21 protein-coding genes and 1 tRNA gene are annotated in these 22012 nt (G+C 62.8%); 13 read left to right on the forward strand and 9 right to left on the reverse strand.

All coding sequences use genetic code 11. The features are described 5' to 3' along the window. Window positions 1-3 precede the first annotated feature (3 nt). Together nicD and nicC are read right to left on the reverse strand one after the other, a co-directional pair. Window positions 4-810 carry an N-formylmaleamate deformylase gene (gene nicD, locus NMB38_RS13190; protein ID WP_027916156.1) on the reverse strand — a complete coding sequence of 269 codons (807 nt, stop codon included), beginning with the start codon at window positions 808-810 and terminating at the stop codon, window positions 4-6. After that, entirely contained in the window at window positions 807-1955 is a 1149-nt protein-coding gene (gene nicC, locus NMB38_RS13195; RefSeq protein ID WP_027916157.1) for a 6-hydroxynicotinate 3-monooxygenase, read from the reverse strand. Before nicC ends, nicD begins: the two co-directional genes overlap by 4 nt. 326 nt (window positions 1956-2281) lie before the next feature. On the opposite strand from nicC, the gene NMB38_RS13200 reads away from it, so the two are divergent. The 4 genes from NMB38_RS13200 to NMB38_RS13215 all read left to right on the forward strand — a co-directional run bounded on the left by NMB38_RS13200 (window position 2282) and on the right by NMB38_RS13215 (window position 8109). Beyond that, window positions 2282-3334 (forward strand): 2,5-dihydroxypyridine 5,6-dioxygenase, encoded by a 1053-nt coding sequence (locus NMB38_RS13200; RefSeq protein ID WP_028686518.1) that lies wholly within the window; start codon window positions 2282-2284, stop codon window positions 3332-3334. A gap of 69 nt (window positions 3335-3403) precedes the next feature. Continuing rightward, window positions 3404-3880 carry a MarR family winged helix-turn-helix transcriptional regulator gene (locus NMB38_RS13205; protein ID WP_028686519.1) on the forward strand — a complete coding sequence of 159 codons (477 nt, stop codon included), beginning with the start codon at window positions 3404-3406 and terminating at the stop codon, window positions 3878-3880. A 195-nt stretch (window positions 3881-4075) separates the two neighbouring features. Further along, entirely contained in the window at window positions 4076-4549 is a 474-nt protein-coding gene (locus NMB38_RS13210; protein ID WP_028686520.1) for a (2Fe-2S)-binding protein, read from the forward strand. After that, on the forward strand, window positions 4546-8109 hold the full coding sequence (locus tag NMB38_RS13215; RefSeq protein ID WP_494354803.1) for a molybdopterin cofactor-binding domain-containing protein: 3564 nt from the start codon (window positions 4546-4548) through the stop codon (window positions 8107-8109). The genes NMB38_RS13210 and NMB38_RS13215 overlap by 4 nt, the downstream gene beginning before the upstream one ends. A gap of 2 nt (window positions 8110-8111) precedes the next feature. On the opposite strand, the gene NMB38_RS13220 is transcribed toward NMB38_RS13215, so the two are convergent. Both NMB38_RS13220 and NMB38_RS13225 read right to left on the reverse strand, forming a co-directional pair. Further along, the gene (locus NMB38_RS13220) at window positions 8112-8750 is read right to left on the reverse strand and encodes a TetR/AcrR family transcriptional regulator (RefSeq protein WP_027916162.1); all 639 of its coding nucleotides are present in this window, start codon (window positions 8748-8750) and stop codon (window positions 8112-8114) included. Window positions 8751-8962: 212 nt separating this feature from the next. Next, window positions 8963-9050 (reverse strand) — tRNA-Ser (locus NMB38_RS13225). 133 nt (window positions 9051-9183) lie between these two features. Between NMB38_RS13225 and NMB38_RS13230 the strand changes: the two genes are divergently transcribed. The 8 genes from NMB38_RS13230 (at window position 9184) to NMB38_RS13265 (ending at window position 14965) form a co-directional block, all read left to right on the forward strand. Further along, window positions 9184-9855 carry a Bax inhibitor-1/YccA family protein gene (locus NMB38_RS13230; RefSeq protein ID WP_023534840.1) on the forward strand — a complete coding sequence of 224 codons (672 nt, stop codon included), beginning with the start codon at window positions 9184-9186 and terminating at the stop codon, window positions 9853-9855. Between the two features lie 226 nt (window positions 9856-10081). Then, window positions 10082-11461 carry a nucleobase:cation symporter-2 family protein gene (locus NMB38_RS13235; RefSeq protein WP_145279820.1) on the forward strand — a complete coding sequence of 460 codons (1380 nt, stop codon included), beginning with the start codon at window positions 10082-10084 and terminating at the stop codon, window positions 11459-11461. Between the two features lie 68 nt (window positions 11462-11529). Then, window positions 11530-11922, forward strand: a complete 393-nt coding sequence (gene tusD / locus NMB38_RS13240) for a sulfurtransferase complex subunit TusD (RefSeq protein ID WP_027916164.1) — start codon at window positions 11530-11532, stop codon at window positions 11920-11922. Next, the gene (tusC, locus tag NMB38_RS13245; RefSeq protein ID WP_027916165.1) at window positions 11923-12282 is read left to right on the forward strand and encodes a sulfurtransferase complex subunit TusC; all 360 of its coding nucleotides are present in this window, start codon (window positions 11923-11925) and stop codon (window positions 12280-12282) included. It begins immediately after the preceding gene. Then, the gene (gene tusB, locus NMB38_RS13250) at window positions 12282-12578 is read left to right on the forward strand and encodes a sulfurtransferase complex subunit TusB (protein ID WP_027916166.1); all 297 of its coding nucleotides are present in this window, start codon (window positions 12282-12284) and stop codon (window positions 12576-12578) included. Before tusC ends, tusB begins: the two co-directional genes overlap by 1 nt. Continuing rightward, on the forward strand, window positions 12575-12910 hold the full coding sequence (locus NMB38_RS13255) for a TusE/DsrC/DsvC family sulfur relay protein (RefSeq protein ID WP_145279822.1): 336 nt from the start codon (window positions 12575-12577) through the stop codon (window positions 12908-12910). Before tusB ends, NMB38_RS13255 begins: the two co-directional genes overlap by 4 nt. Continuing rightward, window positions 12907-13908, forward strand: coding sequence for a glycosyl transferase family protein (locus tag NMB38_RS13260; RefSeq protein WP_145279824.1), 1002 nt, complete (start codon window positions 12907-12909; stop codon window positions 13906-13908). Before NMB38_RS13255 ends, NMB38_RS13260 begins: the two co-directional genes overlap by 4 nt. Window positions 13909-14002: 94 nt before the next feature. Continuing rightward, a complete protein-coding gene (locus NMB38_RS13265; RefSeq protein ID WP_028686526.1) occupies window positions 14003-14965 on the forward strand; it encodes a glutathione S-transferase family protein in 963 nt (320 codons plus the stop codon). 27 nt (window positions 14966-14992) lie between these two features. Here the strand turns inward: NMB38_RS13265 and NMB38_RS13270 are convergent, their stop codons facing one another. Continuing rightward, window positions 14993-15775 carry an SDR family NAD(P)-dependent oxidoreductase gene (locus NMB38_RS13270; protein WP_033695162.1) on the reverse strand — a complete coding sequence of 261 codons (783 nt, stop codon included), beginning with the start codon at window positions 15773-15775 and terminating at the stop codon, window positions 14993-14995. Between the two features lie 87 nt (window positions 15776-15862). Continuing rightward, window positions 15863-16894, reverse strand: coding sequence for a sigma-54-dependent Fis family transcriptional regulator (locus NMB38_RS13275; protein WP_282478695.1), 1032 nt, complete (start codon window positions 16892-16894; stop codon window positions 15863-15865). Window positions 16895-17053: 159 nt separating this feature from the next. Here NMB38_RS13275 and NMB38_RS13280 point away from each other — a divergent pair, with 159 nt between their 5' ends. Next, entirely contained in the window at window positions 17054-17977 is a 924-nt protein-coding gene (locus NMB38_RS13280) for a LysR family transcriptional regulator (RefSeq protein ID WP_042139073.1), read from the forward strand. 69 nt (window positions 17978-18046) lie between these two features. Here the strand turns inward: NMB38_RS13280 and NMB38_RS13285 are convergent, their stop codons facing one another. From NMB38_RS13285 to NMB38_RS13295, 3 genes are read right to left on the reverse strand one after another with little or no spacing between them, the layout of a single operon-like run. Beyond that, a complete protein-coding gene (locus NMB38_RS13285) occupies window positions 18047-18838 on the reverse strand; it encodes an SDR family NAD(P)-dependent oxidoreductase (protein ID WP_042139069.1) in 792 nt (263 codons plus the stop codon). A 12-nt stretch (window positions 18839-18850) separates the two neighbouring features. Next, entirely contained in the window at window positions 18851-20731 is a 1881-nt protein-coding gene (locus NMB38_RS13290) for a TRAP transporter large permease (protein ID WP_282478696.1), read from the reverse strand. Continuing rightward, the gene (locus NMB38_RS13295; RefSeq protein ID WP_028686529.1) at window positions 20731-21762 is read right to left on the reverse strand and encodes a TRAP transporter substrate-binding protein; all 1032 of its coding nucleotides are present in this window, start codon (window positions 21760-21762) and stop codon (window positions 20731-20733) included. The genes NMB38_RS13290 and NMB38_RS13295 overlap by 1 nt, the downstream gene beginning before the upstream one ends. Between the last annotated feature and the right edge of the window lie 250 nt (window positions 21763-22012).

A 22012-nucleotide genomic window follows, 5' to 3' on the forward strand; every position in this document is an offset into this window, starting at 1 on the left:
CCTTCAGGCAAGGGATCGATCGAGGAAGAGGCCGAATGCAGCAAAGAAACCATCGAGGTCGTCCCAGGGAATCATGTGCCCAGCGTTGGCAACCTGTACGACCTGAATGTCAGGCTTGAGCTCACGGATTTCGGCGATGTCGCACGGCTCGATTACCCCGCCACGCCCAGCCACCATCAACAACGCCGGCTGGCGTACAGCGGGCAGGTACTGATGGATGTCTACCTCGTGGAAGTCATCGAAGGCCCGCACGATCGCAGGCTCGTAACAGGTGTGCAGCCACTCGGCCCTCAGCGCCAACTGCTCGTCGCTCCAGGTGGCGCAATAGGTGCGCATGTCCTCGCCACTCATACCCATGCTGGCCTGGCGAATGGAATCGACATACCAGGGCAGCTTGCTTGGGTAGGCGCGGCGCCCTGGCCCGGATACCGGCGGGTCGACCAGCACCAGCTTCTGCAAGCCTGGCGCGCCGTTGGCAGCGGCACGAATCGCGAACCGTGCGCCCATCGAGTGCCCAACCAAGTGATAACTGTCCAGCCCCAGCGCGGCGGCAAAGGCGGGAATGTCGGCGGCACAGGCATCGGTGGCGTAGTCCAGATCGGGGCCGCTTGACGACAAACCACGCCCGCGCACATCCAGCACGTAAGTATCGAAGTGCTGGCCAAGGCGCTCGGCGACGAACCCCCAGGTAATCGCCGGGCTGGTGATCCCTGGCACCACGATCAGCGCATGCCCCTTACCGCCATAGCGCAGGTAATGCTGGCGGATACCATTGGCGTTCACATGGCCGCCAGTCACGAAGGTAGTCATGCGGCCTCCCCGCTCTTGAGCGGCTGACCGTACAGGTCGTAGCCGTATACCCAGGCTGGATCCTCCTGCGTATAGAGCCAGGTGTTGGCGTTGGATACCGACTGCACCTGGGAGGCTCGCTCTTTACGGTTGGCCTCGTACAGGGCAAAGGCGGTGCGGTGGTCCGACAGACCGGTCTCCTGCAGGCAGCGCGTCAACATGGCCGCATCCTCGATGGCCATGCAGGCGCCCTGCGCCATGTGCGGTTTCATCGGATGACAGGCGTCACCGAGCATCACCAGACGCCCACGGCTCCACAGCGGCAGCGGGTTGCGATTGCGCAGCGGCCACTTGGTGATCGATTCGGTGGCGTCGATCAGCTTCTGGACGGTGGGGTGATAGCCCTCGAAGGCAGCGCGCATTTCTTCCTGGCTGCTGTCCACGTAGGCGCCCTGGAAGTCCCACGCCTCGTGGGGCACACCGGTCACGAAGTAGTATTCGTCGCGCTTGGCCGTGGTGTAGTAGACCATCATGTGCCGGTCTTCGGACCACCACTTGACGCAGGGCTCGAATGCGTCGGCATGCTGCGCCAGGTTTACCCCACGGATCAGCGCACGGTGCGCCACCCAGCCGCTGTAGTTCGGCGCTTCGGCACCGAGCAATTCTTCGCGGATCTTGGAGTGGATGCCGTCGGCCCCTATGACGATGTCGGCGACCGTGTGGGTGCCATCGGCGAAGTCCAGACGCACCTGATCACCCTCATCGATGATCTTTTCCAGGCGTTTGCCGAAGTGCACGGTACCCGGCTTGATGGCATCGATCTGCAGCGCATGCAAGTCACCCCGGTGGATGGTGATGTAGGCCGCACCGTATTCGCGGCGAGCATGCTCACCCAGTGGGATGCGCGAGAGGTAATCGCCGCTCTGGCCGTCGCGGCTGAACCAGAAGTCCGGGTGCGAACCCATGAGTTCCAGCTTCTGCTCCAGCCCCATGCGCCGAAAGATCTTCATGACGTTGGGGCCGATGTGGATCCCGGCACCCAGGCGGGTGAACGCCGGGGCCTGTTCGTACACCTCGACATCGAAGCCGGCCTGCTGCAGCAACGTTGCTGCTGCCGCCCCACCCAAACCCGCGCCGACGATTGCGATTTTTTGGCTTCCCCGCATGGAGAGTCTCCTGTTGTTCTGATGTGTGGCAAGCGGCATGGCCGCGAGTCATTTACAGCGTATACACTTTAAATGGCTCTTAGGAATAGCCTTGCTAAAATATTTTCAAACAGGTGATCGAACGGCAACATGGCCGTTTGTTACCGCATAACTGGGAGATGAGTTGTTTGGTAACGTCTCAAAGATCACTTGCGTTGATCGAATGAATGCGCTCTTATCGCTCAGGTTATGGCGTACACACTGTTTTTTGTGCGCCAAGATAAAGCGTCGAGCACTGCGATGGTGCACCGCTTGATGCCGCCAGAGGCCACCCAGGAGAACCCACAATGCCGGTGAGCAATGCACAACTGACCCAGATGTTCGAGCACGTACTGAAGCTGTCCCGTGTGGACGACACCCAGAGCGTGGCCGTCCTCAAGAGCCATTACTCCGATCCGCGCACGGTCAACGCCGCGATGGAAGCGGCGCAGCGACTAGGGGCGAAGGTCTACGCCGTGGAACTGCCGGCGTTCAATCACCCGACCGCCATGGGCCGGGACATGACCGCCTACTGCGGGGACACGGCACTTACCGGCAATCTGGCGGCGCAGCGCGCACTGGAAGCCGCCGACCTGATCGTCGACACGATGATGCTTCTGCACTCCCCCGAGCAGGAGCAGATTCTCAAGACCGGCACCCGCATTCTGCTGGCGGTGGAACCAGCCGAAGTGCTGGCGCGCATGCTGCCCAACGAGGACGACAAGCGCCGGGTACTGGCTGCCGAAACCCTGCTCAAGCAGGCCCGCAGCATGCATGTGCGGTCCAAGGCTGGCAGCGACTTCCATGCCCCGCTCGGCCAGTACCCGGCAGTCACCGAGTACGGCTACGCCGACGAGCCGGGGCGCTGGGACCACTGGCCCAGTGGATTTCTGTTCACCTGGCCAAACGAGGACAGCGCCGAGGGCACGCTGGTCCTGGATGTAGGCGACATCATCCTGCCGTTCAAGAACTATTGCCGCGAGCGCATCACGCTCGAAATCGAAAAGGGCTTCATCACCGGCATTCATGGCGGTTTCGAGGCCGAGTACCTGCGCGACTACCTCAAGTACTTCAACGACCCTGAGGTTTACGGCATCTCGCACATCGGCTGGGGCTTGCAACCGCGCGCCCAGTGGACTGCCATGGGCTTGCACGACCGCAACGACGGGATGTGCATGGATGCCCGCGCGTTTTACGGCAACTTCCTGTTCTCCACAGGCCCGAATACCGAAGTGGGCGGCAAGCGCAAGACCCCTTGCCACCTGGACATCCCGCTGCGCAACTGCGATATCTACCTGGACGATCAGGCCGTGGTCATGGCCGGGGACGTGGTCGCGCCCCAGCAATCGCTGGCGCGATAACGGTTATACTGGCCGGGCGCTCCGCTATTGGCGGCCGGCCAGCTCCTTTCCACCAGCCCAAAGCCTCTCATGCCGAACACGACTCCCCCCAGCAGCGCCCCACACGACACCGCCCCCTACGACGTTACCGAACAGGTGGGTCACTTGCTGCGCAAGGCTTACCAGCGGCACACGGCGATCTTCCAGCAGCAGGCTTGCGACCCACAGTTGACCTCCATTCAATTCGTCACCCTGTGCGCCCTGCGCGATCACGGCCCCAGCTCTCAGGCCGAGTTGATCAAGGCAACGGCCGTGGACCAGGCGACCATCCGCGGGATCGTCGAGCGTCTGAAAGCACGTGAACTGGTGCAGCTCTCGCCAGACCCGGGAGACCGGCGCAAGGTGATCGTCACGCTCACCGACAGCGGCGCGGCCTTGCTCGATGCGATGATTCCCTGCGCCCGGCAGATCAGTGAACTGAGCATGGGCAGCCTCAATGCCGCTGAGCGCGTCGCCATCTTGTACCTGCTGCGCAAGATGATCGACAGCGACGACGGCGCGGCCTGAGCCACACCACTGCCGGACACCCCTTCGCGCGCCCTGCCTGAGCCACCGATTCGGTGAGCTCATTTTTCATGCCCTGCTCATCCGAATGCCTGGCCTGCTTCTTGCTCGCTCATTTCATGTAGTGAGTACTTACCGAAATGCACGCACCCTGTGGGTGCTTCGGTAGCGCAAGTCACCTCCAGAGATGAGCCCACCATGCAAACAACCCTCTCCGTGCGGGTCAACGGCCAGTCGTTCGAAGTCGACGCCCTGCCTGAAACGCCCTTGCTGCTGATCCTGCGCAACGACCTGTGCCTGAACGGCCCCAAGTACGGCTGCGGCCTGGGTGAGTGCGGGGCATGTACGGTGATCATCGACGGCGTGGCCGCCCGCTCCTGCATCATCCCCCTGGCCGGAGCCGTCGGCCGGGAGATCACCACCCTTGAAGGGCTGGGCTGCAAGCGCGCGCCGCACCCTGTGCAGCAGGCGTTCATCGACGAGCAGGCAGCCCAATGCGGCTACTGCATGAACGGCATGATCATGACCGCCACGGCCCTGCTCAATCGAATCCCCCAGCCGAGCGACGAACAGATTCGCAACGAACTGTCCGGCAACCTGTGCCGCTGCGGCACTCACGTCGAAATCCTGCGCGCCGTGCGCCGCGCCGCCGACACCCGGAGAAAAGCATGAACCACTCGCAACAGGTGCCCAGCCGTGACCAACTGCTGGCCAAGACTGGGGTGCTGCTGATCGTCGATCAGATCACACCGCCTTCCGGCCCGGTGGCCAAGGGTGTGACGCCCGAGCCCCGGGAGCGCGAACTGGCGCTGTTCATCGCCGTCTGTGACGACGGCAGGGTCTATGCCTTCAATGGTCACGTTGACCTGGGTACCGGTATCCGCACCTCGCTGTCGCAGATCGTCGCCGAAGAGTTGAACCTGCGCATGGACCAGGTGCACATGGTGCTGGGCGACACCGAGCGGGCGCCCAACCAGGGCGCGACCATCGCCAGCGCCACCCTGCAGATTTCAGCCGTGCCGTTGCGCAAGGCTGCGGCGACTGCGCGCCGTCATTTGCTGCAACGGGCGGCACTGCGCCTTGGGTGCGAGCCCGAGTCGCTGCGCATCGAAGAAGGCACGGTCCTCACCGACGACGGCACTGCACTGAGTTATGCCGAACTGGTAAAAGGGGAAAACCAGCAACTGCACATTGCCGAGGATGCGCCGCTCAAGCCCATTGAAGACTACACCTTGGTCGGGCGCAGCACTGCCCGCGTGGACATTCCCGGCAAGGCCACGGGTGAACTGACCTACGTTCACGACATGCGCCTGCCCGACATGCTGCACGGGCGAGTGATCCGTCCGCCCTATGCTGGCCATGACAGCGGCGACTTCGTTGGCAACAGCCTGCTGGCCGTCGATGAGTCATCCATCGCCCACGTACCCGGCGTCGTGGCCGTGGTCGTGATCCGCGATTTCGTCGGCGTGGTTGCCGAGCGCGAGGAGCAGGCCATTCGTGCCGCGCAAGACCTGAAAATCAGCTGGAAGCCCTTTACCGGCAAGCTGCCCGACCTGAGCGATGTGGCCCAGGCCATCCGCGACAACCCGAGGGTCCAGCGCACGGTGCTGGACCAGGGCGATGTCGATGCAGGCCTTGCCAATGCCAGTCAGCGCCTGAGCCGTACCTATCTATGGCCGTATCAGCTGCATGCTTCGATTGGCCCATCATGCGCGCTGGCCGACTACACGCCTGGGCAGATCCGCGTGTGGTCTGGCACCCAAAACCCACACCTGCTGCGCGCTGATCTGGCCTGGCTGCTGGCCTGCGGCGAGGAGCGCATCGAAATCATCCGCATGGAGGCTGCCGGTTGCTACGGCCGTAACTGCGCCGACGATGTCTGCGCCGACGCCGTGCTGCTGTCGCGTGCTGTGCTACGCCCCGTGCGGGTACAGCTGACCCGCGAGCAGGAACACGCCTGGGAACCCAAAGGCACTGCACAATTGATGGAGATCGACGGCGGCCTGAACGAAGATGGCAGCGTGGCTGCCTATGACTTCCAGACCAGCTATCCGTCCAACGGCGCGCCGACCCTGGCCCTGCTGCTCACTGGCGCGGTGGAGCCGGTACCGGCCTTGTTCGAAATGGGCGACCGCACGTCGATTCCACCGTATGACTACGAACACATGCGCGTGACCATCAACGACATGACGCCGTTGGTGCGCGCTTCGTGGATGCGCGGTGTGTCGGCCATGCCCAACAGCTTTGCCCACGAATCGTACATCGATGAGCTGGCGTTCGCAGCGGGTGTCGATCCGGTGGAATATCGGCTCAAGCACTTGTCCGACCCGCGTGCCATCGACCTGGTCAAGGCCACCGCCGCCCGCGCCGACTGGCAGCCGCATACCCAGCCCATGCAGAGCCAGGGCGAAGGTGACGTACTGCGCGGGCGCGGCTTTGCCTATGCGCGCTACATCCACAGTAAATTCCCAGGCTTTGGCGCCGCATGGGCGGCGTGGGTGGCTGACGTGGCCGTTGACCGGCGTACCGGTGAAGTCGCCGTCACCCGCGTGGTGATCGGGCATGACGCCGGGATGATGGTCAACCCCGAGGGCGTGCGCCACCAGATCCACGGCAATGTCATTCAGTCCACCAGCCGCGTACTCAAGGAGCAAGTCAGCTTCGAAGCGTCGACCGTGGCCAGCAAGGAATGGGGCGGCTACCCGATCCTGACCTTCCCCGAGCTGCCTGCCATCGACGTGATGATGCTGCCGCGTCAGCACGAAGCACCGATGGGCAGCGGCGAATCCGCTTCGGTACCCAGCGCCGCTGCCATTGCCAACGCCATCTTCGATGCCACCGGCATCCGCTTTCGCGAGCTGCCGATCACGGCCGAACGGGTGCGCGCCGCCCTTGGCGCCAATGACCAGGGGCCTGGGCCCTCGGCCCCGGCGCAGCCTGCAAGCAAACGCTCAAAGTGGTGGTTCGGCGGTCTGGCTGGGGTGTTGGGCGCAGCCTTGGGCATGCTTGCCACCGCCCTGCCCTGGCGCAGTGAAATCGCACCGGTTACGCCGCCCGGTGCTGGCAGCTGGAGCGCCGCGATGCTCGAACGCGGGCGCCAGGTGGCAGCGGCCGGCGACTGCGCCGTGTGCCATACCGTCAGCGGCGGCAAGGCCAATGCCGGCGGGTTGGCCATGCACACGCCCTTCGGCACGCTCCACACCACCAACATCACGCCCGATCCGGAAACCGGCATTGGCCGCTGGTCATTCGCCGCCTTCGAACGGGCCATGCGCGAAGGCATCAGCCGTGACGGCCGTCACCTGTACCCCGCGTTTCCCTACACCTCGTTCCGCGTCATCAACGACGCCGACATGCAAGCGCTGTATGCCTACCTGATGTCGCAGACCCCGGTACGCCAGCAAGCGCCCGCCAACCAGATGCGCTTCCCGTTCAACCAGCGACCGCTGATGGCTGGCTGGAACGCCCTGTTTCTGCAGCGCGGTGAATATCAGGCCGACCCGCAGCGCAGCGATCAGTGGAACCGCGGCGCCTACCTTGTCGACGGTCTCGGTCACTGCACGGCGTGCCATTCGCCGCGCAACCTGATGGGCGCCGAGAAAGCTGGCAGCAGCTACCTGGCCGGCGGGATGGTCGATGGCTGGGAAGCACCGGCCCTCAATGCGTTGGGTAAATCATCCACCCCGTGGACCGAAGACGAGTTGTTCAACTACCTGAGTACCGGATTTTCTGACAAACACGGTGTGGCGGCCGGCCCCATGGGCCCGGTGGTCAGCGAGCTGGCGACGCTGCCGGAAAGCGACGTGCGTGCCATCGCCCATTACCTCGGCTCACTCGATGGCGAACCTCAGTCGCAGGCGACCAAGGCACCGCCGCCGGCTGAAACACACGTTTCATTGAGCAATGGCGAACGCGTGTTCAAAGGCGCCTGCATGGCCTGCCACAGCGATGGACTGGGGCCGAAACTGTTCGGCGTCAGCCCGTCGATGGCGGTGAACAGCAACGTTCACAGCGACCTGCCAGACAATCTGCTGCGGGTGATACTGCATGGCATCCCTACCCCCGCCACCCGTGACCTGGGCTACATGCCAGGCTTCAAGGACAGCTTGTCGGACCGACAGGTAGCCGATCTTGCGGCGTACCTGCGCCAGCGTTTTGCAGGTGACAAGCCCGCCTGGCAAGGGCTCGCCGCCACGGCCGCGCAGGTTCGCGCCAACCCAGGCAGCCATTGAGGTCAGCGGCGCAGACCGCGCAGGACAAGGTCACTGATGAACGCCAACCAGTCGGCCTTGGCCTTGGGGTCTGCCAGGTCCACGGCCAAGAACGAACTGAGCGTATGGCGGTTGGAGTTATAGAAATAGCAGAGCGAAGCAATCATCAGGTAGGCGTGGGTGATGTCGATGTCGTCGCGAAACAGGCCTTTCGCCTGGCCCGCGTCGATGATCGGCCGCAGCACGCCAACCGCTTCGCCCGACAAGGCCTTGAGGTTTTGCGACTTGCGCGCATGCTCGCCTTGGTGAAGGTTCTCAGTGGCCAGCAGGGTGACGAATTCGGGGTGTTGCACGTAATAATCCCAAATGAATGCCACCAGCGCACGCACCGCCTGTTCAGGGTTGGCCAAGTCCAGCTGCAGCCCGGCTTCGGCCTGGTTGAAGCTGGCATAGATGTGCTCCAGCACACTGATGAACAGCTTTTCCTTGTTGCCGAAGTAGTAGTAGATCATTCGGTCGTTGGATTTCGCCAGGCTGGAAATCTGCTCGACGCGCCCACCGGCGAAGCCTTCCCTGCTGAAGACCTGTACGGCAGCCTTGAGGATGTTGTCCCGGGTGCGGTCGGCCTGTTGGGCACGGATACCGGTTTTGCGCGTTTGCATGGAGGTCCCTGTGGAGGTGACGAGGGGAGTCACACTGCCATATTAGATGGGTATTGCGTAGCCTTTGGGCGAGAGGATCGGTGCGAGCGAGGGAGGTGTGACTCAAGTACTGCGATTGGCAACGACGGACACGAGCAGGGCTTGGGCAAAAGGCGGAAATCGTTCGGACACAAAAAAGCCCTGAATTGTCAGGGCTTTTTTGTAGAGAGTAGTGGCGGAAGCGTAGAGATTCGAACTCTAGGATAGTTGCCCATCGACGGTTTTCAAGACCGTTGCCTTAAACCACTCGGCCACGCTTCCAGCTGCTTTCCGGCCGCAATAATACCGGAATGAAACACGCTGTCAAACTCTCTGTGTCGCGGGTTGCAGGAGCTCTGGTAGACTCCTACCATCCTCGACGTTTCATATCACAGGTTCACCAAGGAGTGTCGCCATGCGCGAACAGGATTATGCCGTACACCACGGCCAGCAGGTCGAGCAGCAGGAGATCAGCAAGGTCCTGCGCAACACGTACAGCCTGCTGGCACTGACCCTCGCTTTCAGCGGCCTGATGGCCTTCATCTCACAGCAGATGCGGTTCGCGTACCCGAACGTGTTCGTCGTGCTGATCGGCTTCTATGGCCTGTTCTTCCTCACCGCCAAGCTGCGCGACTCGGTATGGGGCCTGGTCTCCACCTTCGCCCTCACCGGTTTCATGGGCTTCATTCTCGGCCCTATCCTCAACCGCTACCTGGGCATGAGCGGCGGCGCTGAAGTCGTCAGTTCGGCCTTCGCCATGACGGCGCTGGTGTTCGGTGGCCTGTCGGCCTATGTGCTGATCACCCGCAAGGACATGAGCTTCCTCAGCGGCTTCATCACCGCAGGCTTCTTCGTCCTGCTGGGTGCGGTCGTGGCCAGCTTCTTCTTCCAGATCAGCGGCCTGCAACTGGCCATCAGCGCCGGCTTCGTGCTGTTCTCGTCGGTGTGCATCCTGTTCCAGACCAGCGCCATCATCCACGGTGGTGAGCGCAACTACATCATGGCGACCATCAGCTTGTACGTTTCGATCTACAACCTGTTCATCAGCCTGCTGCAGCTGTTCGGCATCATGGGTCGTGACGACTGATACAACGACGTGTGTGAAGAAGCCCGCCTACGCGGGCTTTTTTGTCCCTGCCGTTTCTACCGAACATGCGCAGTCGCAGCGGTGGCTGCGCTCAGACTTATTGACTTAAAAGTCAGGTAACGAAGGCGATGATCGTCGAACAGGCGGCTAACCGGCATTCCCCTACCGCATTCCCCATTCTGCCCGTAGAATGCGCTCCTTTTTTATAGACGGGCAGCGCTGCGCAATGAGCTCACAGGAACATAGCCCAGGTGCGACAGCGCCTGACAACGAACTGGTACTGGGTCTGGAAGACAAGCCGCGGCTGCTCATCGGCTTGCTGGCGGCGCTGCAACACCTGCTGGCGATCATTGTGCCCATCGTCACTCCTGGCCTGCTGATCTGCCAGGCGTTGGGCGTCTCTGCTCGTGATACCAACCTGATCGTGTCCATGTCCCTGGTCATCTCCGGCATCGCCACCTTCATCCAGTGCAAACGCTTCGGCCCCTTCGGCGCCGGCCTACTGATCGTGCAAGGCACCAGCTTCAACTTCGTCGGCCCGCTGATTGCCGGCGGGGCCTTGATGGTCAAGCAAGGCACGCCTGTAGAAGGCGTCATGGCCGCCATTTTCGGCGTGGTGATTGCAGGCTCTTTCGTCGAGATGGGCGTCTCGCGCATCTTGCCTTTCGTCAAACGGCTGATCACTCCGCTGGTAACGGGCATCGTTGTGCTGATGATTGGCCTGACCCTGATCAAGGTCGGCCTGATCAGCATGGGCGGTGGTTTTGGCGCCATGGCCAACGGGACCTTTGCCAACGGCGAGAACCTGCTGCTGTCAGGCGTGGTGTTGGCAATCATCGTCATCCTCAACCGCATACCTGTGGTCTGGCTGCGCAGTTGCGCCATCGTCATCGCACTGGCGGCGGGCTATGCCCTGGCCGGCTACCTGGGCCGCCTGGACTTTACCGGCATGCATGAGGCCGCGCTCTTCCAAGTGCCGACACCTTTGCACTTTGGCCTCGGTTTTTCCTGGGCACTGTTCATCCCGATGCTGGTGATCTACCTGGTGACCTCTCTGGAGGCCATCGGTGATGTGACGGCCACCAGCAAGGTCTCGCGCCAGCCCGTGGAAGGCCTAGTGTGGATGCAACGGATCAAAGGCGGCGTGCTGGTCAACGGCGCCAACTCACTGCTGGCTGGCGTGTTCAACACGTTCCCAAGCTCGATCTTCGCCCAGAACAACGGCGTCATTCAGCTGACGGGTATCGCCAGCCGTCACATCGGCGTATGGATTGCGGCGATGCTGATACTGCTCGGCTTGTTCCCCAGCGTTGCCGGGGTGATCCAGGCGGTTCCGGAGCCTGTGCTGGGCGGCGCGGCCATGGTCATGTTCGGTGCCGTGGCAGCTTCGGGTATCAATATCCTGGCCAGCACCCGCCTCGATCGCCGCGCCCTGTTGATCATCGCCGTATCGCTGGCCTTGGGCCTGGGCGTGGCACAGGTACCCGAGTTCCTCGCCCATATGCCAGCGGCCATTCGCAATGTGATGGAGTCGGGGGTTGCCACCGGAGGCATCTGTGCTTTGGTCCTGAACTGGTTCTTGCCTGAGGGCAAGGAGAAGGCCTGACGACCACAGGCCTGCAGCAGCCAGGCCTTTTTGTTTATCATGGCGCGATTCCATAGCACGAGTTCGCCATGAAATTCGCTATCGCGGTGTTTTCCCCCGCACAGGCGCCCGCTTCCCGCCGGGCGCTGCGCTTTGCCGAGGCAGCGTTGGCTGCCGGGCACGGCATCACCCGCTTGTTCTTCTACCAGGACGGTGTGCACAGTGCTTCATCCAATGTGGTAGCCCCTCAGGACGAACAGGACATCGCGCAGCAATGGCGCACGTTCCTACAGGCCAACCAGCTGGATGCGGTGGTGTGCATCGCCGCTGCCCTGCGCCGTGGCGTATTGGACGAACGCGAAGCCAGCCGCTATCAGCGCCCTGCCGTCAACCTGCAGCAACCCTATGAACTGTCCGGGCTCGGTCAGCTGCATGAAGCCGCGCAAACGGCCGACCGGCTGATCTGCTTTGGAGGCGATTGAATGGCCAAGTCCATGTTGATCATCAGTCGCCAGGCGCCCTGGAGCGGGCTATCTGCTCGCGAAGCGCTGGATATCGTCCTGGCCGGCGGCGCCTTCGATCTGCCGCTGGGCATGTTGTTTCTGGACGATGGCGTGTTCCAGCTTGCCTGCGACCAGCACCCCACCGCCCTTGAGCAAAAAAACCTGGCGGCGAACCTGCAGGCATTGCCCATGTTCGGCGTGGACGCGCTATACGCCTGTGGCCACAGCCTGGCACGGCGCGGCATGGCCCACGCAAGCCTTGGCCTGCCGGTAGAGGTACTCGACGATGCGCAGCTTGCGGCATTGATCGCACAGTTCGACCAAGTGGTGACGCTCTGATGACAACCCTGCATGTAATAGCCCACTCCCCGTTTGGTGACGAACGCCTTCACAGCTGCCTGCGCTTGCTGGGCAGCGAAGACGCCGTACTGCTGTGTGGCGATGCGGTCTACGCCCTGCTCTCGGGCAGCGAGCCTTTGCGTCTGCTGGAGCAGGCCGAGTTGGTCGGTCGCCTCTATGCCCTGGAAGAAGACATGCAAGCCAGGGCCATTTCTTCCTCGCTGGCAACGACGGTCGACTACCCAGGCTTCGTTGCGCTGTCCCTGCACCATGACAAGGTCAACAGCTGGTTATGAACACGCTCGATATCGAAGGCAAGGCCATTGTCCTGGACAAGGACGGCTTTCTGGTCAACCTTGAGGACTGGTCACCGGCCACCGCGCAAGGCTTGGCCACCCGCGAAGGTATTGCCCTGACGCCTGACCACTGGGAAATCCTGTCATTGCTGCGAACGTTCTACCAGGAGTACCAGCTCTCGCCCGCCACGCGCCCGCTGATCAAATACGCAGCGCTCAAGCTGGGCCCGGAAAAGGGCAACAGCGCCCATCTGAATCGCCTGTTCAATGGCACTCCCGCCAAACTTGCCGCCAAGCTGGCGGGCCTGCCCAAGCCGACCAATTGCATATGACCAGCCCTCGCCCACTGACCCTGGAAACCCCCGCTGAACACCCCTTCGCCGAGTACGTACGCATCCTTGGCAAAGGCAAGCGTGGCGCGCGCGGCCTGACACGCGAAGAAGCCCGCGCAGCCATGGCTTTGCTGCTGGAAGGTAAAGTCGAAGACGCGCAGCTGGGCGCCTTCCTCATGCTGCTAAGGCACAAGGAAGAAAGCGCAGAAGAGCTCGCCGGCTTCACCGAAGCGCTGCGCACGCACCTGCAAGCGCCTGCCATTGCAGTGGACATCGACTGGCCGAGCTATGCCGGCAAGAAGCGCCATTTGCCGTGGTACCTGTTGGCGGCCAAGTGTCTGGCCGGCAATGGGGTGCGTATCCTGATGCACGGCGGCGGCGCGCACACCGCAGGCCGCCTGTACAGCGAGCAACTGCTCGCGCTGTTGCACATTCCCCTGTGCCGCGATTGGCAGGCTGTCAGTGAGGCCCTGGACCATCACCACCTGGCTTTTTTCCCACTGCAGGACTGGGCGCCTCAACTTCAGCGCATGATCGACCTGCGTAACACCCTGGGCCTGCGCTCGCCGATCCATTCCCTCGCACGGGTGCTGAACCCGCTCGGCGCACGCTGTGGCCTGCAGAGCATCTTCCACCCGGGTTACCAGGCCGTACACCGCGAGGCCAGTCGGTTGTTGGGCGATCATGCGGTAGTGATCAAAGGTGACGGTGGCGAAATCGAGATCAACCCGGATGTCATCAGCCATCTCTACGGCACCACTGACGGTAAGGCCTGGGACGAAGAATGGCCTGCGCTGAGCGAGCGTCGGCACGTCAAGCCGGCATCGCTTGAGCCCGAGCACATGCTGGCCTTCTGGCGTGGTGAAGTTGAAGACAGCTATGCCCAAAAAGCGGTGCTGGCCACAATGGCGCTGGCGCTTCGCGGGTTGGGGCAAGACCGCGAGCAGGCGTTTGCCCACGCGCAAGGGTGGTGGGCTGATCGCGATCGATCGATTTAACCGATCATACCGCCCCACTCTTTGCGCTATTGGTTCGAACGTCTTTCTCTAGACTGAGCTCCAACGACAAATCGCTTTTGTTAAGGAGCTCATCATGGGCCTGTTGGTCGACGGTCGCTGGCATGACCAGTGGTATGAAAACGGCAAGGACGGCGCGTTCAAGCGTGAAGACTCGCAGCGGCGCAACCCGCTGCCTGCCGCCGAGCCGGGTCGTTACCACCTGTACGTTTCGCTGGCCTGCCCCTGGGCGCATCGCACCCTGATCATGCGCGCGCTCAAAGGCCTTGAGCCGCTGATCGACGTCTCGGTGGTCAGCTGGCTGATGCAAGGTGACGGCTGGACCTTCGACCGTCAGAACGGCTCATCCGGCGATCACCTCGATGGGCTCAAGTACCTGCACCAGCGCTACACCCAGGACGATCCCCATTACACTGGCCGCGTGACGGTGCCGGTGCTGTGGGACAAGCACGAAAACCGCATCGTCAATAACGAGTCGGCGCAGATCGTGCGGATGTTCAACCATGACTTCAATTCGCTGACCGGCAACCTGCTCGACTTCTACCCGCAGCCGTTGCGAGCGGACATCGACGCCTTGAACGAACGCATTTACCCGGCGATCAACAACGGCGTCTACCGCGCCGGCTTCGCGACGACACAGCAGGCCTACGAAGCGGCCTTCGACGAGGTGTTCAGCGAGTGGGATCACCTCGAAGACGTGCTCAGCCGACATCGCTACCTGGCAGGCGAGTACCTCACCGAGGCCGACGTACGCCTGTTCACCACGGCGGTACGCTTCGATGCCGTTTACCACGGCCATTTCAAGTGCAACCTGCGCCGTCTGAGCGACTACCCCAACCTGACCCACTGGCTGCGGGAGTTGTACCAATGGCCAGGGGTAGCCGACACGGTAAACATGCAGCACATCCAGAACCACTACTACCTCAGCCACACCACCATCAACCCCAACGGGATCGTGCCAAAGGGGCCGCTGTTGGACTTCAGCCTGCCCCACGATCGCGCTCGCTTGCCCGGGAAGGGTATATGGGGTGGGAGCTGAATCAGCCTGTGCCCTGGCCAGATGGCATCAGTCGCGCATGAACCCGCCATCGACGTCCATGATCTCGCCGGTCACGAACCCGGCCTCCCGCGAGGCCAGGAAGCATACGGCGGCGGCGATGTCGCGCGGCGTGCCGGCGCGGCCAAGCGGCATCTGTGCGAGCACTTCGGCCCTGGCCTGAGGCGCTAGCGCGCTGGTCATCTCGGTGTCGGTCAGCGCCGGCGACACGGCATTGACGGTGATGGCATAGGGGCCGGCTTCTCGCGCCAGCCCTTTGGTCAACGCGATCACCGCGCCCTTGGCTGCCGCGTAGCAGCTATTGCCCAGCAAGCCCCCCCCACGCTTGCCTGCCACCGACGCGATATTGATGATGCGCCCACTCTGGCGCGCCATCATGCCCGGCAGCACGGCCTTGGCGCAGAAAAACACGCTGTTCAGGTCAATGGCCATTACCCGGTTCCATTCCGCAGTGGTGACCTCCAGCAAGGGGCCGGTCGAAACGATCCCTGCGTTGTTCACCAGGATGTCGACCCCTCCCAACATAGCTTGCACCTGGCCCACCATAGCCTGCACCTGGGCCTCATCGGCAACATCCGCTCCCACCCCAACAGCCTCGATCCCGACTTCTCGCAACCGAGCCGCAGCCGCCTCGGCCGCCTCGGCATCCAAATCGCACACCCCTACTCGTGCACCGGCCTGGCCCAGTGCCATGGCGATCGCATGGCCAATGCCACGGGCAGCGCCCGTTACCAGGGCCGTGCGGCCGGTCAGGGTGAAATTGAGTGCAGCATGCACAACGGGAGTGCTCATGATCGTCATCCATCGAAAGTGGCCGCAGCCAGGCGCGCCTGCTCATTGGCAGCAGGCGGTCGTCAAAGGTGTTGGAGGGTCAGGGCATCAGGCGGTGCCGCAGGCGCCGAGCGCCAACTGCTCCTTGAGCGGGGGAATGTCCAGCCGGCGCATCACCCGGTACAACGAGGGCCGGCAAATCCCCAGAGCGCGGGCCGCCGCCGACATGTTCCAGTGGCAGCTCTGCAAAGCGTGCAACACGTCACTGCGCTCATCGCCTGACGGGGCCGCCCGGCGGATGGGTGTGATGTTGGCAGGCAACGCAGCCGGGGCCTGGCACTGCTCGAGAACGTCCAGCGGCAGGTCGCTGCGCAGCATACGCGGGCCTTCCATCACTGCGCATGCGTAGCGCACGACCGCCCGCATCTGGCGCAGATTCCCAGGCCAGGTATGGGCCATCAGCAAACTCCACACCTGCGCCAGTACCTGGCGAGGGTCACAGCCTGGAAGCTCATGGGCCACCATGTTGCACAGCAGCTCACCACGGTCCTGACGCTCGCGCAGCGGCGGTAACTGCACTACGCCTGTGGCGATGCGATAGAACAGGTCCTCGCGGAAACTGCCCTCGGCAACACGCGCCGAGAGGTCCTGGTGCGTCGCGCAGACCAGTGCGAAGTTGACCGGGATGCTGCGCTCGGCACCCAGGGGCGTCACCTCACGTTCGGCAATCACCCGTAGCAGGCGCGTTTGTTGTTCCAGGGGCATGTCGCCGATTTCATCGAGAAACAGCACGCCGCCATCGGCTTGCTGAACCTTGCCTTTCTTGCCGCCCGGCAGAGCACCCGAAAACGCCCCGCGGCTGTAGCCGAACAGCTCGCTTTCGATGAGGGTTTCGGGAATGGATGCGCAATTGAGCGCCACCAATGGCGCCGCGCGGCGCAGACTGTGTGCATGCAGAGCGCGGGCGAGGATTTCCTTGCCGGTACCGGTCTCTCCGCGGATCAGTACGGCGATGCCACGCTCCATCAGCCGCAAGGCCCGGTTGAAGGCCTGGCGCACTCCAGGGTCACTGTCTTGAGCGATGTTGCACGCCTCCACGACGGGTTGGGGCGCACGCACGGCAGGGTTACAAGCGGTCATTAGCGTCACCTTTTTTCTTGTTCTATAGCTTTTGACTATGTCGACGGGCGGGCTTGTGACACCGCCTGGGCCGAATGACGTTGCACGGTTCACATTAGGGAGGCGCAGTTATATTTTCCAATACATAATCATGCATCGACTGATACCTTCGAGAGCATCATGATCGAGCTGAGGCATCTGCAGTATTTCCGCACGCTGGCCGAAACCCTTCACTTCGGCCGCGCGGCCGAGCGCTTGCATATTTCACAGCCACCGCTGTCGCGGCAGATCGCGCTGTTGGAAGAAGAACTGGGGGTCAAGCTGTTCGACCGTTCACGGCGCAGGGTCGAGCTGACGGAGGCCGGCCAGCGTTTCTACCTCGACACCGGCACGGTGTTCGCCGCCTTCGAGCAAGCCAAGCGCAATGCACTGGCCGCCGCGCGCGGTGCGGCGGGGGCGCTTTCCGTGGGGTTCATGATGTCCACCGCCTACAGCATCACACCGGCGATCACCCGCCGTTATGCCGCGCTGTTTCCCCAGGTGAACTTGAAATTGACCGAGACGCTGCCATTGGACCTGGCTCAGGACATCACCAGCGGCAACAAGGATGTAGCGATCATGTACCGGCCTCAGGACTGCACGGGCCTGGAAACCGTCACGTTATACCGCGAGGAAATGACCCTGGTACTGCCGCCCGGCCACCGCCTGGCCGAGCAAACCGTTGTGGAGCCACGTGAGCTTGCCGGTGAAACCTTCATCATCGTGCCACGGCGTATTGCTCCTGCCCTGCATGACATGATCTGCAACTACTGCCTCCAGCATGGGGTCACCCCGAACATCGGCCTTGAGATCAATATGCAGCAGACCATCGTCAACCTGGTGGGCGAAGGCCTGGGGGTGGCTATGGTCCCCCGGTCGATGCGCAACATGCGCCTGGCCAGCACCAGCTTCAGGCCCCTGCGCGAAGCACCGGTCATCGAAGTGGTGGCCGTGTGGAAGGCCGACAACCACAACCCCTGCATTGCCACCTTCGTCGAGACGGCCCTGCAAGCCGGGGAACAGGCGACTCGAGAGGATGAGGCGCAACGCGGCGCAGAGCAGTGAGGAACTGATCTGGAAGCCGGCGAATTGTCATGTGAGGCCGAAATCCTGGGGCTGCTCGGCAGCCCCCGCTCAAATCTCCAGAATCCCGGACGCCATGAACCCCCCGTCCACCGGGATCACATGCCCACTGATGTAGGACGCATCATCGGACGCAAGAAACGCCACCGCCCCCGCCATCTCCGCCGGTGTGCCATAACGGCGCAAAGGCACCGCACGGGCATAGGATTCGCGTGTCGCCGCAGAATGCAGTGTCTGCGTCAAGGGCGTGTCCACCGGGCCCGGGGCAATGCCGTTTACCGTAATGCCATGCTCGGCCAGTTCGATGGCCATCTGCCGGGTCAGGCCGATCACCGCTGCCTTCGACGTGCCATACGCGGTGCGCCCCATGCTCGCCCGCATGCCGCTGATGGAGGCAACGTTGATGATGCGTCCCCACCCGTGTTCGCGCATCACCTGCGCAGCGTGCTGGCTGCACAGCAGTGTGCCGGTCAGGTTGACGTTCATCAGCCGCTGCCAGCCTTCCAGGTCCGTGTCCAGAAATGACTGGGTGCGAGCGATACCGGCATTGTTGACCAATACATCACAGCGCCCGCAGCGCGCGCGCAGCTCATCGAACAAGGCCGTGATCGACGCTGCATCACCAATGTCGATCACCAGCGCCAAGGCATCGATGCCCTGCTCGCGCAACCCCTCCACCCTAAGCTCGGCAGCCTGCAGGTCGATGTCGGCCACCACCACCGTGTGGCCATCATGCCCCAGGCGTTCAGCGATGGCCGCGCCGATCCCCATGGCCGCACCGGTGACCAGCGCCACGCGGCCCACGGCAGTTGCAGGCAAAGTCTTTTTCGCAAATTGGCTCATGTCAGCGCTCTCTTAAAGGAAACCGATGGAAATCCACGGGAAACAGGCAACGATCACCAGCGCCACCAGCAACGCCCCGAGGTACCCCCAGACGCGGCGAATGACATGATCGGATGACGTCTTGCTGATGGCGCACGCAGCGTAGAAACCCACACCCAAAGGCGGTGCGAACAAGCCGATGCCCATGGCCAGGATCACGACCATGGCGTAGTGCACCGGGTGGATGCCGAGCATTTCGGCCAGGGGGAACATCAGCGGGCCGAACAGCACGATGGCCGGGATACCCTCCAGCACACTGCCCAAAATCAGGAAGGTGAGGATGGTCACCACCATGAACCCCATCACCCCGCCGGGTATGTCCTCGATCAGTTCTACCAGCGACTGCGAGAAGCCCGATTGGGTCAGCGCCCAGGCCATCGCCGAGGCCATGCCGATGATCAGCAGGATCGCCCCGGACAAGGCCGCCGCTTCCAGCAACATCGGGTACAGCCGGCGCCATTCGATATGGCGCATGAACAGGTGCATCACCAGCCCCACCAGCACCACGTAGGCCACACCGATGGTCGAGACTTCGGTCGCGGTGGCCGCCCCTTCCAGCACCGCCACCCGGATCAGCAACGGCAGCGCCAGAGCCGGCAGGGCAACCAGGAACGTCTTGGCCACGCGGGACAAGGGTGCCCGCGCAATCGCCGGCGCTTCGTCCTTGCGCGAGCGCCACCAGCACACCACCGCAATGGCCAGGGTGGCCACCACCGCAGGCATCAACCCGCCAATGAACAGCGCCGTGATCGACACGCTGCACACCGCACCGATGGTGATCAGCACCAAGCTTGGCGGAATCGTCTCGGTCATCGCCCCTGTGGCCGACAACAGCGCTGCCAACTCTTCAGGCTTGGATCCGCGCCGCTTCATTTCAGGAAACAGCGCCGGGGCCACTGCCGCCATGTCGGCAACCTTCGACCCTGAAATACCCGACACCAGGAACATCGCCCCCAACAGCACGTATTGCAGACCGCCACGCACGTGCCCCAGCAGCGAGGCCATGAAGTCGATGAGCGTGCGGGCCATGCCCGACAACTGCAGCACCACACCCAGCAACACGAACAGCGGCACGGCCAGCAGGACCATGTGCGACATGCCTTCGTCCATGCGACCGACCACGATCGACAGGGGCGCGTGGGTCGCCAGGGCCAGGTAAGCCATGGTCGCCGTGCCGAACGCAAAGGCAATGGGGATGCCGCCGAACACGCAGGCGCCCAGCAGCACCAGGAAGAACACCACCAGGTTGTAGTTGCCCATCGCTGCCAGTACCGGCTGCGCCAGCCACAAAGCGGCGGCTACCGTAGCCACGACTGCCAACCCGGCCATGAACTGGCGCACGGTCGAATAACGGGCCATGCGCGCGACGGCCGCCAGCAGCATCAGCACCGCTCCAACGGGCAGCGCCGCAGCACGCACGCCATCGGGAATGCCCAGCGCCGGGGTGGTGATCCACATCTGTTCGTGGGAATGCTGCATGGCCGGCGAGATGATCATCGCCACGAACAGGCAGACGATCAGCGCCGACAAGGTTTCGCTGAAACCGCGCCAGGCCTGCGGCAGCTTGTTGACCAGCGCCGACATGCGCATGTGCTCGCCGCGGTCCAGCGCCAGTACGGCGCCGAACATCGCCAGCCAGATGAACAACGACGAGGCCAGTTCGTCGGACCAGATCAATGGGCTATGCAGCACGTAGCGGGCAATCACGCCGGCCAGCAGCACGCAGGTCTCGATCACCATCAGGGCAACCGCGATCACGCCCACCAGGCGCATGGCCCACTGGTTGAGGCAGATGAGCACCCGGGCCGGCAGGCGCTGCGAAGCGGTGGAGGCCGGAAGCGCTGGCGCGCGCATCACGCCAGCTTCCCGGCGTATTGTTCAAGGATGCTCCAGGCCTGGTCGCCGAACTTGTCGTGCCAATCGGCGTAGTAATTGGCACTGCGCAGCTTGTCGCGAAACGGATCGGCAGGCGCCTCGACCAGTTCCAGGCCTTGTCCTTTCAAGGTATCGCGGGTACTGCCTTCGAGCTTGGCCAGGTCCTGGCGTTGGCCTATCACCGCCGCGTCGATGTGCTTGCGCAGGATCGCCTGCATATCCGCCGGCAGGCGCCCGATCGAGGCACTGTTGCCGAGCATCCAGAAGCCATCCCACACATGGTTGGTCAGCGAGCAATATTTCTGCACTTCGTAAAGTTTGGCCGTCGACACCAGGGTCATGGGGTTTTCCTGCCCTTCGACGATCCGGGTCTGCAAGGCCGAATACACTTCGGCGAAGTTGATGCTGGTCGGCGCAGCTTCCAGAGCGCGGAAGATCGACATGATGATCGGGCTGGGCGGAACACGCAGTTTCATGCCGCGCAAGTCGTCCGGGCTCGCGACCGGTCGGGTGCTGGTGGTGGTAACGCGAAAGCCGTTGTCCCACATGTGGTCGAATGCGAACAGGGTGCCGGTCTTGGCGATCTCAGCGCGCACATGCTCACCCAAGGCACCGTCCATGGCGCTCCACACCTGCTGGTAATCCTTGAACGCAAAGCCTACGGCGCTTATCTGCACCGACGGCACCATGGTGCCCAGGATCACGGGCGAGAGGGAAAACAGATCGACCGCCCCGGAGCGCACCTGGGCAAGGGTATCGGTGTCGCTGCCCAGCTGGCTGCTTGGAAATACCTGCACCACCAAGGCGCCGTTGGTCTCCTCCTTGATGGCCTTGGCCATGGCCCGGGCGCGCACGTTCATGGGGTGGCTGATGGGCAGGTTGTTGGCAAACTTGAGTTTGAAGTCGGCAGCCCGGGCACCAGTGCTGTAGAGGCCCAGGCCGGCAGCGGCAACGGCCGCCGATGCCAGGGAGGCCGTCTTGATGAAGGAACGGCGGGTGAAATCGCTCATGAAGCTCTCCTGACCTATTTGTTCTTATTGATCGAGTGGGATACGGCGATGGTGCAGATGACTTTGCAATAGAGGTGCCACACTCAAGCGGATGTACGGTGTAGCGTAGTGGGCATCCGCCATACGCGCTTAACTGCTTGATTTTAAAATGCTAAATAAAATCCACTGACGCGTCTTGCTGTGCCAGTGGGCATCTCGCCACTGCCTGAGTGTGTAACAGGTGTCTCCCTTGGGTGTCGCTTGCCAAGTC

This window comes from Pseudomonas sp. FBCC-B35 (genome assembly GCF_059133755.1).